The sequence below is a fragment of the Bacillus thermozeamaize genome (assembly GCA_002159075.1).
Classification (GTDB): domain Bacteria; phylum Bacillota; class Bacilli; order ZCTH02-B2; family ZCTH02-B2; genus Bacillus_BB; species Bacillus_BB thermozeamaize.
This window is the reverse complement of record LZRT01000079.1, coordinates 37,752-48,774: the sequence shown is the minus strand read 5'-3', so window position 1 is coordinate 48,774 and position 11,023 is coordinate 37,752. Positions and strand designations below refer to the sequence as shown.

11 protein-coding genes are annotated in these 11,023 nt (G+C 54.6%); 8 read left to right on the top strand and 3 right to left on the bottom strand.

The features are described from left to right. Positions 1-11: 11 nt before the first annotated feature. From BAA01_09085 to BAA01_09075, 3 genes are all read left to right on the top strand, one after another. Positions 12-494, top strand: a complete 483-nt coding sequence (locus BAA01_09085; protein OUM87212.1) for a hypothetical protein — start codon at positions 12-14, stop codon at positions 492-494. A 125-nt stretch (positions 495-619) separates the two neighbouring features. After that, complete coding sequence (locus tag BAA01_09080) at positions 620-817, top strand: hypothetical protein (GenBank protein OUM87211.1); 198 nt, start codon at positions 620-622, stop codon at positions 815-817. Further along, positions 817-1,188, top strand: coding sequence for a hypothetical protein (locus BAA01_09075; protein ID OUM87210.1), 372 nt, complete (start codon positions 817-819; stop codon positions 1,186-1,188). Before BAA01_09080 ends, BAA01_09075 begins: the two co-directional genes overlap by 1 nt. A gap of 101 nt (positions 1,189-1,289) precedes the next feature. Here the strand turns inward: BAA01_09075 and BAA01_09070 are convergent, their stop codons facing one another. Genes BAA01_09070 through BAA01_09060 form a run of 3 tightly spaced genes read right to left on the bottom strand, consistent with a single transcriptional unit; the run spans position 1,290 to position 5,404 of the window. Then, complete coding sequence (locus tag BAA01_09070) at positions 1,290-3,119, bottom strand: iron permease (GenBank protein OUM87209.1); 1,830 nt, start codon at positions 3,117-3,119, stop codon at positions 1,290-1,292. A gap of 52 nt (positions 3,120-3,171) precedes the next feature. Continuing rightward, positions 3,172-4,461, bottom strand: coding sequence for a deferrochelatase (locus tag BAA01_09065; protein OUM87237.1), 1,290 nt, complete (start codon positions 4,459-4,461; stop codon positions 3,172-3,174). Positions 4,462-4,516: 55 nt separating this feature from the next. Then, positions 4,517-5,404 carry an iron ABC transporter substrate-binding protein gene (locus BAA01_09060; protein OUM87208.1) on the bottom strand — a complete coding sequence of 296 codons (888 nt, stop codon included), beginning with the start codon at positions 5,402-5,404 and terminating at the stop codon, positions 4,517-4,519. A 229-nt stretch (positions 5,405-5,633) separates the two neighbouring features. Between BAA01_09060 and BAA01_09055 the strand changes: the two genes are divergently transcribed. From BAA01_09055 to BAA01_09035, 5 genes are all read left to right on the top strand, one after another. Continuing rightward, positions 5,634-6,326: a hypothetical protein gene (locus tag BAA01_09055; GenBank protein ID OUM87236.1), complete on the top strand. Its 693-nt coding sequence runs from the start codon at positions 5,634-5,636 to the stop codon at positions 6,324-6,326. A 346-nt stretch (positions 6,327-6,672) separates the two neighbouring features. Beyond that, complete coding sequence (locus BAA01_09050) at positions 6,673-7,695, top strand: rod shape-determining protein (protein ID OUM87207.1); 1,023 nt, start codon at positions 6,673-6,675, stop codon at positions 7,693-7,695. A 74-nt stretch (positions 7,696-7,769) separates the two neighbouring features. After that, positions 7,770-8,606 (top strand): rod shape-determining protein MreC, encoded by an 837-nt coding sequence (locus BAA01_09045; protein ID OUM87235.1) that lies wholly within the window; start codon positions 7,770-7,772, stop codon positions 8,604-8,606. Further along, entirely contained in the window at positions 8,606-9,151 is a 546-nt protein-coding gene (locus BAA01_09040; protein OUM87206.1) for a rod shape-determining protein MreD, read from the top strand. Before BAA01_09045 ends, BAA01_09040 begins: the two co-directional genes overlap by 1 nt. Further along, positions 9,148-11,022, top strand: coding sequence for a hypothetical protein (locus BAA01_09035; protein ID OUM87205.1), 1,875 nt, complete (start codon positions 9,148-9,150; stop codon positions 11,020-11,022). Before BAA01_09040 ends, BAA01_09035 begins: the two co-directional genes overlap by 4 nt. Position 11,023 lies beyond the last annotated feature (1 nt).

The window sequence follows — 11,023 nt, the reverse complement described above, 5'->3', positions numbered from 1 at the left end:
GCGTGTCATGGATGAATGAGGATTTGAACAAGTGGATGAACAGGAAATCGATGGACGGGCCCATGGTTCGCATTCGGGCGTTTTCCGAAAGGGAAAAGGAATGTCATGAACCGTCCGGGCGCCTCGCTTTTCATGCCGACCGTCACCATCTCAGCCGTCAGCATGGACGATCACCCGCGCTTCATCCGGAACATCCATCAGGGTCAGGGGAGGCCGCGGCGTTGTTTCCAAGCGAACCGAACCGGCCCTTTCTGAACCGGCCCGATGAAACGCAGCCGGCAGCGAAGCGATTCCCATTTGCCAAGGACGATTCCTTGAGCGAACCTTCTGCCGCCGCTGCCTCTGTCCATGAAGCGTCTGGCGACAGATGGCCGCCGCGCTGGCGACAATCACCTGTGATGACGGGGTTGATGATTGTCGCCGGTGCGGTGATGGTCGGCCTGTTCATGGGGTGGACAGTAATGACATTGCTTTCACCGATTGCGACGGGGTGAACTTTTGTGTGGGTTCTAGATCAGATTCCTATGTTTGGCGATTGTTTGATAAATGATTTAATAATATAATATTTAAGAAAAAGACTGGAGGCGGAATGGATTTTCGCTTGAAAGGAGCATCAAGGATGAAACACGTTAGCATCGTGTTAGATGAAAAAGACTTGCAGAAGTTAAAGGAATGGTTTAATACTGCTTCTGACGATGAGGCCGTTCAATATGCAGTATATCATGTGTTGAACAAAGAGATATTTAACGATTTACTTGAATTGGAAGGAAAAGTGAAGTGGGAAGGCAACTTGGATGAGATGAGAGCTGACCGTTAATGATCTTAGTAGATACCAGTGTATGGATTGACTTTTTCAATGGTACGAATTCAAAGGAGAAAGATCTACTTCGTCAATTGATAATCAATCATGTTCAGGTATCTTTAACAGATCTAATTTTGACAGAAATTTTGCAAGGAATTCGTGACCATCGTCAGTATGAACGGGTTAAAGACCTTTTGTTGCGGTTAAATATTTTGCATGCCGTGCCTGTGAAAACCTATATTCATGCGGCAGAAATATATCGTACGTGTCGCAATAAAGGGTTTACAATAAGGAAGACTATAGATTGTTTGATTGCGGCTGTGGCGATAGAATCTGACTGCCAATTGCTGAGCAAGGATAAGGACTTTATATCTATCGCACGATGATGAGATCAATCCAAACCGAACAGGCCAGATTTCTCGCGAAAGCCGGCATCGCGAAGAAATGGGCCTGTTTTCCGCATTATTGGCAGCATGGTTTGGCATAATCATTTGGCCGCGTCATAGACATGATTTTGTCGGACTGCCTTCCGTTCCACCCGGAATACTTGAAACAGGATGAACAACAGCACCATCACTTGCGGAATAAATGTTTCCCATGTGGGATAGCACCCGATCCAGTTCCATGACGGAAGGAATTCCGAAACGTGGGATGAGATGTTTCCCGCCACCTGCAAGGCGTGGATACTTTCGCCGAGAAATTTGATCACCAGATAATAAATGAGAACCGTCCCGCCCAGAAAAAGCGGGCGCAATGGAATCCAGGCGCTGCCTTTGACAATCACAAATCCGAGCAGCAAGAGCAAAACCGCGGCCATGCCGATGCCCGTGAGGAGTTGTGCCGGGTGAATCGATGGAGCCATGCCGATGTAAAAAATGGTTGTTTCGGCCCCCTCGCGCAGAATCGCAAGGCCAGAAACCAGGAACAGCGACCACAGGTTGCCACTTGCCAGCGCCATCCCAACCTGTTGTCGTATATATTCGTTCCAGGCTTTCATGCGGGATTTTTCATGCAGCCAGATGCCGACGGCCAGCATCAGAACGACCGCAATCAGACCGATGCTTCCTTCCAGCAATTCGCGGGCGCTGCCGGTGGCCGCATTGGAGAGCGCATAGTTTAACACGATGGCCAGCAAAGCGCTGGTGAGAAGCCCGGCGATGGCGCCGTTCCAGACCCATTTTTGCCTGGACGCATTGCCGGTACGGCGCAGGAAAGCCAGCAAAGCAGCCAGGATCAGCAGCGCTTCAAGTCCTTCGCGCAACAGGATGGCGGCGGCATCCCAGGCGGTGTAACGGCTTTGGTTTGCAAAGGGTGCCAGTTCCGACTGGAGGGCGGCAATGGTTTTGGAGGCTTGGTCCACCCTCGGAGGATTGGACAGGAGATCGCTGACCGCTTCCGTCATCTGGTTTTCGATGCGGGCATAGGTTTGCGGGTCGCGGGTTTGCACGACGCCTTCAATGGCCAGCCAGGCGTTGATAAAGGACTGCAGGTGATTGGCCGCTTCCTGGATGTTGCCGGAGCGGATCGCGCCGTCTGCCTGATTCAGCAGGTCCATGGCGTCCTGAACGGTCCACTGGCGTGACGAGTTTGGATGATCCGCTCCGTCTGGATTTTCCTGCATTTTTCCATGCGCGTAATTTTCAACCGTCTGGAGCAATGCGGCCACTTGGCTTTCTGCTGCTTCTGCTTTTGGGGGTTCTGCCTGCAGGGAGATCCGGGCCAGGCTCATTTTTGTCTCAATCTCTCCGTATACTTGCTTGTTGTCTGCCCGGATGGCTGATTCCATTTTCAACCACTGGGCATCAAACCGTTTAAACGCCTGATTGGCTTGGTCCCAATTTTGTTGCCGGATTTCGCTCAAACATTGCCGCAACGTGGGCAGCAGCGATTTTGCCGCTTCTTTGCCGTCCGTTTTTTGGCCGCCGGTCTGCTGGGTGTTGACAAATGTTTGAGTGGCTTTGGCCAGCCTGGAAATGGCCGCGTAAGCTTCGTCCGGTTTGGTTCCGCTGCCGGCCAGCGCTTGCCTGGCTTCGGCCAGTGCCGTGGCCACATTTTCGGCCAGGGGCGTTTTGGCGGGATGGAACGCTTGCCATTGTTTTTCGAATTGCTCCAGTTCCGCAGCGGCTTTGTCCCAGTGGCCGTCCCTGGCTTCCACAAGAGCGCCTCCGACCAGCGGCAACAATGTGCGCTGGATGTCCGGTTCATGCGGTTCCTGTGCCGCTGCCCCTCCTTTTCCTGCTGGAAAAAGCAACAAGAATACGGCGGCGATGAAGACCATCCCCGCCTTCAACATCCAATGCGCTTTTCCTTCATACATTTTCGCGTTCCCCTCCGCGCTGTTTGTTCGGACTTTTTCTTTCAAATTTTTTCTAACTCCCAAAGAGGGTTTCGCCGATATAGCCGCCTGCACGGGTGCCCGGCAAGCAGGCAAAAACCGCGCTTCCCACATGCACGATGTATTCGTTCAATTTGTCGTTGGCGGCCAGACGCTGCTGAATGGGGATAAACTGTTTCCGCGGATCGCGCTGGAAACAAATGAATACCAGTCCCGCATCCAGTTTGCCCGTACGGGTGTCCATTCCGCTGGAATAGGAATAGGAACGGCGCAAAATCTGTTCCGTGCCGTTCCCATGCGCCAGCCGGACGTGGGAATTCCAGGGGATCACCCACTCGCCTTTTTCGTTTTTGGCATCCAGTGGAAGCGGGTCGAACTCATCCTTCATGCCGAGGGGAGCGCCGCTCTTCCGGTAGCGGCCAAACGTGGCCTCCTGCTCGCTGAGCGTGGTGCGGTCCCATATTTCAATGTGCATGCGAATGCGCCTGACCACCATGTAGGTGCCATGGACCATCCATGCGGGGCCGTCGGAAGGCTGCACCCAGACAACCTGGTTCATGACTTTTTTGTCGTTGACGTCGGGGTTGACCGTACCATCTTTAAAACCTAGCAGATTGCGCGGTGTTTCATTGATTTGGCCTGGTGTTCCCAGCCGCTGAAATCCTTCCTGCATCCACCGCAGGACAGCCGCTCCCCGCGCGATGCGTGCCAGGTTGCGCACGGCGTGAAAGGCCACCTGCAGATCATCCGCACACACCTGCACGCCTATATCTCCGCCGCACCATTCGCTTTGCAGGTTGTCTCCCGGAAAGCGCGGCAGATCGGCCAGTGCGGGAGGGCGTTTGGAGGCAAGCCCAAACCGCCGGTCGAAGAGAGACGGGCCGACGCCAAACGTGATCGTCAGTCTGGAAGGACCGAGGCCGGCTGCTTCCCCTGTATCAGAAGGCGGCAAATGGGGATGTTCGTTTTGTGTTCCCACCAGTTTTCCGCTGCACATTGCCGCAGCGGCTTCCGTCCAGGCACGAAACAGACTGGCAAGCTCCGACAGCTTGTTTGTGGTGACATCAAAGGCCGCAAAGCACAGAAAGTTTTGCGGCGGTGTGCTGATGCCTGCCTGATGTGTCCCGTAGAAAGGAACCTGCCCGTTCGTCCGCTGTGCCGGCACCGTGTTGCCCGGGGATTTGGCAAACTTGAAGGATGGCGCCAGCAGGCCGCTGCCTCCAAAATATCCCAGTAAAAGACCGATGCCGCCCATGCCCATCATTTTCAGCCAGTCGCGCCGGGTGATTGTCTGCTTTGATTTTTCCGTCTTGGATTCTCCCATTTTTGGTTCCCCCATCTTGGTTTCCCCCGTCTTTTCCCCAACTTTCATTCGCCATTTATGTCCCCAGGATGGTTCCCATATTGGACAGCGGTTCTGCCAAGGCGTCGATAACTTGGCTGAGTTTTTTGGTCTCCTCTTGCGTCAGTTCGGTGTACAGGACATATCCGTCGCCTTTTTTATAGGGAGCGAGCGCCTGGAACACGTCGTCAAACCGTGCTTCAATGGTTTTTGCCAGGGTGGGATCCTTTTTCTCCAGCGCCGGCTGCAGCAGTTCGAAAATTTTCAAAGCACCCTCCACATTGGCGGCAAAATCGTACAAATCGGTATGGGAATACCGTTCTTCTTCACCCGTGACCTTGGTGGAAGACACTTCGTTCAACAATTCCACCGCACCGGTGATGAGCATGCTGGGGTCGATTTCGACCGTTTCGACCAATGCCCGCAGCTGCTTGGCGTCGTTTAAAAGCTGATCGGCGAAACTTTCCATTCCGTTGGTCGTCTGATCCACCCAAAGGGCCTTTTCAATCCGGTGGAAACCCCGCCACTCTTTTTCGTCGACGTCATTTTCCCGCGCGTCGATGTTCGGGTCCAGATCGCCGAATGATTCGGCGATCGGCTCAATCCGCTCGTAGTACATGCGGGTGGGAGCGTACAGCGCTTTGCTTTTGTCAAGATCGCCCGATTTTACGGCCGCGACGAATTCTTCCGTCGCCTTGACGAACAGGTCGCTTTGTTCAATCACATATTGTCGGTACCCTTCCACCGCATCTTTGAAATCGGCGTCGGAATGGGTATCGGCAGTGCCTGATGTGGGCGCGGCCTGCCCGGTGTTTTCCTGGCGAGCCGGTGATTCAGAGGAATTGGTTTGCTGGTTTGCGGAACATCCGATCAACAACAAGGAAACTCCGAGCATCATGACGGATAATAGATGCCGTTTCTTCATGCTCACCATCCACTCCTGACGAAGAATGATAATGAGAATTATTTTCATTCAATGACATTATCACAGATGAGAATGGTTTTCAATGATTTTTTGCAAGCGTTGCGTGTATTGGTAGAGCACGACGGCCGGTCTTGTTATGGAAACGGCCGTTTGGTAAACTGCAAGAGAATGGAATATTTTGCATTTTCGTACTGGAGGTAGGGAGCTCATGGAACGGGAAATCCAGGCGGTGGAACGGAATCAGATCATGATTCGTGATGTGCCGGAGGAGGAACGTCCGCGCGAGCGGATGTTGCAGTTCGGGGCGGAAGCCTTGAGCAATGCCGAGCTGCTGGCGATTCTCTTGCGCACGGGTTATGCCCGGGAGTCGGCGCTGTCGCTTGCGCAGCGTCTGTTGGTTGAAGCGGAAGGGTTGAGCGGGCTGATGCGCCTCCGACTGGAGGAATTGATGCAGAAAAAGGGGATAGGGCTGGCCAAGGCGGTCCAGGTAAAGGCCGGCATTGAGCTGGGACGCCGCATCGCGCGGGACAGCCAGTTTCGCGAAAGGGTCACGATTCGCACGCCAAGGGATGCGGCCCACTACATGATGGAAGAAATGCGTTATCTTGCGCAGGAGCATTTTGTGGTCCTGTTTCTGAACACGAAGAATCAGGTGAGCGCCCATGAGACGATTTTCGTCGGCAGTCTGAACGCATCCATCGTCCATCCGCGGGAAGTGTTCCAGGCGGCGATCAAGCGCAACAGCGCTTCGATCATTTGTCTCCACAATCATCCCAGCGGCGATCCGACGCCCAGTCCTGAGGACGTGGAGGTGACCAGGCGGCTGGTGGAAGCGGGGAAGATTCTGGGGATTGAGGTGCTTGATCACATCATCATTGGCGACAGGCGCTATACCAGCATGAAGGAAAAAGGATTCATGTAAACCATGGATGCATAAGCCAAATAGGTACATAGGCGAAAAGGTTCTTTTTTCCATAAAAAATTCATCCCTTCCCCCTCAAACAGCGGCTTACAGAAATGGGCCATTTGCGGTATAATATTCGATTGTATGGCCATTTTGTTTTTCCTCCATGAACGGAAGCGGGCCTTTCCATCTTCATTTAGAAAATGAGACAGCAAGATGGTCGAAGGTCCGGCTTGCCTCTTCCAATTCAGATCCTTTTGACAATGAATACCGTCACTCACACAGTCCTTCACATATCCAAGCCGAAGTCAATCTGCAGCATATCTCGAAAAACGGTTCTGAAAAAGAAGGGAGAACAATCCATATGGCATTTGCAAGGGATTTGGGTATCGATCTGGGAACGGCCAATACACTGGTTTATGTCAAGGGGAAGGGCGTTGTGTTGCGCGAACCATCCGTCGTCGCGTTGCGCACGGATACCAATACGATTGAGGCGGTGGGTGAAGCGGCCAAAAAAATGATCGGCCGGACGCCGGGCAACATCGTAGCGGTGCGGCCGATGAAAGACGGCGTGATAGCTGATTTTGAGACGACGGAGACGATGTTGCGCTATTTTATCAACGAAGCGCTGAAGACGAACAACCGTTTCATCAAACGCAAGCCCTATGTGATGGTCTGTGTTCCTTCCGGAATCACGTCGGTCGAAAAGCGCGCGGTGGAGGATGCGACGAGAAATGCCGGCGCACGGGAAGCCTTTACCATTGAGGAGCCGTTTGCGGCGGCGATAGGCGCCGACTTGCCGGTATGGGAGCCTACAGGCAGCATGGTCGTGGATATCGGCGGCGGAACGACCGAAGTGGCGATTATCTCGTTGGGCGGCATCGTCACTTGCCGTTCCATTCGCATCGCAGGCGATGAGATGGATGAGGCGGTGATTCAGTATATCAAGCGCACTTATAACCTGCTCATCGGGGAACGCACGGCGGAAATGCTGAAAATGGATATCGGTTCGGCGATTGTGCCGGAGGAAAATATGAAAAGCGAGATCCGCGGCCGCGATCTGGTGACCGGACTTCCGAAGACGATTCATATCACGGCCAGAGAGGTGGCTGAGGCGCTGGCTGAACCCACCAGTGCCATTGTCGAGGCGGTCAAGGTCACGCTGGAAAAAACGCCGCCTGAACTTGCTGCTGATATCATGGATCGCGGCATCGTCCTGACGGGCGGCGGGGCATTGCTGCGAAATCTGGATCGGCTGATCGCCCAGGAGACCGGGATGCCGGTGTTTGTGGCGGAGAATCCGCTGGATTGTGTGGCCATCGGCACAGGGCGGGCCTTGGAAAACCTCCATCTTTTCAAATCGCGAAACAGGCTCCTGAACATCTAGTCAGACGACGGCCATGGCCTATGGCTTGTTTCATGTGAACATAGCAGTGAAGAACCGGTAAGTGGGTGTTTCTGTTGTCAAAAATTGGTAGGACACTGATTCTGATCCTTTTGGGTATCATGTTGGCTGCGGCACTGATCGGGATGACGGCCGGCACGCGGATGACGCTGAGCTTTCCGGAAAAAGTGTTCAAAGATGTGTTGACATGGACACAAGACCAACTGAACAAGCCCGCTCGCGCTGTAGCGGGCTTGTTTCAGGATATGAGCGGCATGTTCCAGTTATATGAAGAAAACCAGGTGCTGAAAAAAAGCCTGGAGCATTATGCGCAATTGGCCGCTGAAAACGAGGAGTTGCGGGCGCAAAACAAACGGTTGAAAGAGATGCTGGACTACCAGCAGAAGGAGAACAACTACACGCTGAAACTGGCCCGGGTGGTGGCTCGCGATCCGGATCGGTGGATGAATAACGTGCTGGTCATCGACCTGGGAGAAAAAGATGGCGTGCGGCCGAACATGGCCGTGATCACGCCCCGGGGTGTGATTGGCAAGGTGGTTCAGGTGAGCCATTCATCGGCCAATGTCCAGCTGATTACGGACGTGGAAAACGGCAGCCGGGTTTCGGCGGTGGTGCAGGGGCCATCGCGGGCGATCGGCGTGATTGATGGCTACGACGCGCAGCAAGGGACGTTGATTCTGTCAAAAGTGCCGCTGGAAGATGCGATTGAGCCGGGACAACGGGTGGTCACTTCCGGATTCGGAGGGATCTTTCCGCCTGGCTTGCTCATTGGCACCATTGAGTCGGTGCAGACGGGAGAGAACGGATTGTCCCTGGAGGCCCGGGTGCGTCCGGCTGCCGATCTGGTTCATTTGGATGAGGTGTTTGTGATCATGGGCGGGATGGAGCGATGATGGCTCCAGGCGTGCGAAACGGAAAGCAGCATCTCATGTTTGTCCTGTGGGGGTTCGTGGCTTTTGTTCTGGATGGAACCGTGTTGCAATGGTTTTCTCCGGATGTGTGGGGGGCAAGCCAGATGGTTTCGCCTCACCTGACCCTGGTGGTTGCCGCCTGGTGGGCGGTTTATCATGGGCCATATCAGGGGTTGGCTGCGGGCGCCTTGGTCGGCTTGGCCAAAGATCTGATCTACGGTTTTACGCTTGGGCCCTCCGCCGTGGCAATGGGCCTGGTCTGTTTTCTGGCGGGATCGTTGAGCCGTTTGATCCAACCCGGTTTTTGGTTTCTCTTGCTTGTGGCCGCCGTGGGAGATTTGTTTTACCAGGCTGCGCTGTTGACCGTTTACCGGTTGTTTATTTCTTTTACGGTGCCGTTGGAGTGGGTGTTGCTTCACCGATTCCTGCCCACAATGGTCGCCAACGTGCTGTTTGCCTTGTGCCTGTACCCCATGATGCGCCGCTTGCTTGACCGCGTCGCAACAAGTGAGGTGGGACGGGATTGAGAGAGACGGCAGAGCAGGAAAAAAAGTTGCTGGAACCGAAGGAAGACAAGCAGCTGGCCAGGCGTTTGATGCTGCTTTTCTTCATTGTTTTCGTGGTTTTCGCGGTACTGGTGTTGCGCCTTGCCCACGTTCAGCTGGTGGCTGGAGAGACCTATGCGATGCTTTCGGAAAACAACCAGTTGAAGCGCCTGCCCATTACCGCGCCGCGTGGGCGGATCCTGGACGCTTCCGGGGAGGTCCTGGTGGATAACCAGACGGTGTTTACCGTCACGTTTCAGCCGTTGGAAGGCAGGAACCAGCCTAAGCAGGACATTCAGGCGATTGCGGAGCACCTGGCAAAGGTTCTGGAGATGGAACCGAAAGAGGTCCTGGAGGCGATGGATGTGGGGCCGCAGCGGCGGATGTCCAGTTACATTCCCCGCAGGATCAAGTCGGGCATATCGCCGGAAGTGATGGCCTACCTGGAAGAACACCGGAACGAGCTGCCGGGGGTGGATGTCGTCCCGGAACCGATGCGCAAGTATGTTTACGGCAATTTTTTAAGCCATGTGCTGGGTTACACGCGTCCGGTCCCGGCGGATGAGAAGGACAAATATCTGGCCAAGGGGTACCGGGCGGATGATCGCGTCGGCGTGTTCGGGCTGGAAGCGCAGTATGAGGACGTGCTGAAGGGCATTGACGGGTATATGGAAGTGTTGGTCAACTCCCGTTATGAGCAGGTCGGGAAGAAAAATGTGGTGGCTCCCGTGCGGGGGCATGACCTGGTGCTGACGATTGACCGTGATTTCCAGGCCAAGGTGGAGGCGATTCTCGCGGAAACGGTGCGCAGTCTGGCGAAGAAAGGCGTCAGGCAGGCTTCGGCGGTCGTTCTGGACCCCAAGACGGGCGCCGTCAAGGCGATGGCCAACTACCCCAATTTTGATCCCAATATTTTTAATGGCAAGATCTCACCGGAAGTTTACGCAAAAGAGATACAGGGACGCGAGCAGAACATCGCGATTAACGGCAGCTATACTCCCGGATCGGTCGTCAAACCGGCCACGGTCCTGATGGGTATGCACGAAGGGGTGATTACCCCTAAGTCACGGTTGCCTGCCGGGGTGATTCATATCGGGGGCGGAAGAACGGTTTCAGACGGTGGCCGGGCCTCGGGGATGATCACGGCCAAGGTGGCACTGCAACGTTCTTCCAACGTCTTTATGGTGGGGATCGGGGAACGGATGGTGAAGCGTCACCCGGGTCCATACCAAGATCTCTTTCCCGTGTTTGACCGTTATTACCAGATGTTCGGCCTGGGGCAGAAGACAGGCATTGATCTCCCGAAGGAGTCGATTGGTCTGCGGGGGCGTGATAAGTATTACGGGAACTTGCTCTATATGACCTTCGGCCAGTACCACAACTACACCCCGATCCAGCTGGCCCAATACGTGGCAACGATTGCCAACGGCGGTTATCGAATGCAGCCCTACCTGGTGCAGGAGATCCGGCGGGGAACGGACAGACCAGGTGAGGAGGCGGAAGTGATCTGGCGCAAGACGCCCAAGGTCTTGAACCGATTGCCGATGAATCCGGCCTACATCAAGGATGTGCAGGAAGGGATGCGGATGGTGGCCTCGCCAGGCGGAACGGGTTATCGTGTCTATCAGGGATTGCCCTTCCAGGTCGCGGCCAAGACAGGGACGGCGCAGACCGGCGCAGGGGACAACTCGTTGATTTTGGGCTATGCTCCTTATCACAATCCGGAAATTGCCTTTGTCGTCGTCATTCCCAAAGGCGGTGCCGGTTCGGCCGTCAGCGGTCCGGTGTCGCGCAAGATCATCGAGGCCTATTTTGGCCTGGATAAGAAGGAAACGCAAGGGGAAGACCGGTAAA

Excerpts from the sequence above, each read along its gene's own strand:
- BAA01_09085 (OUM87212.1), top strand. The coding sequence starts at position 12 with ATGAATGAGGATTTGAACAAGTGGATGAACAGGAAATCGATGGACGGG.
- BAA01_09080 (OUM87211.1), top strand. The coding sequence starts at position 620 with ATGAAACACGTTAGCATCGTGTTAGATGAAAAAGACTTGCAGAAGTTA.
- BAA01_09075 (OUM87210.1), top strand. The coding sequence starts at position 817 with ATGATCTTAGTAGATACCAGTGTATGGATTGACTTTTTCAATGGTACG.
- BAA01_09070 (OUM87209.1), bottom strand. The coding sequence starts at position 3,119 with ATGTATGAAGGAAAAGCGCATTGGATGTTGAAGGCGGGGATGGTCTTC.
- BAA01_09065 (OUM87237.1), bottom strand. The coding sequence starts at position 4,461 with ATGGGAGAATCCAAGACGGAAAAATCAAAGCAGACAATCACCCGGCGC.
- BAA01_09060 (OUM87208.1), bottom strand. The coding sequence starts at position 5,404 with ATGAAGAAACGGCATCTATTATCCGTCATGATGCTCGGAGTTTCCTTG.
- BAA01_09050 (OUM87207.1), top strand. The coding sequence starts at position 6,673 with ATGGCATTTGCAAGGGATTTGGGTATCGATCTGGGAACGGCCAATACA.
- BAA01_09040 (OUM87206.1), top strand. The coding sequence starts at position 8,606 with ATGGCTCCAGGCGTGCGAAACGGAAAGCAGCATCTCATGTTTGTCCTG.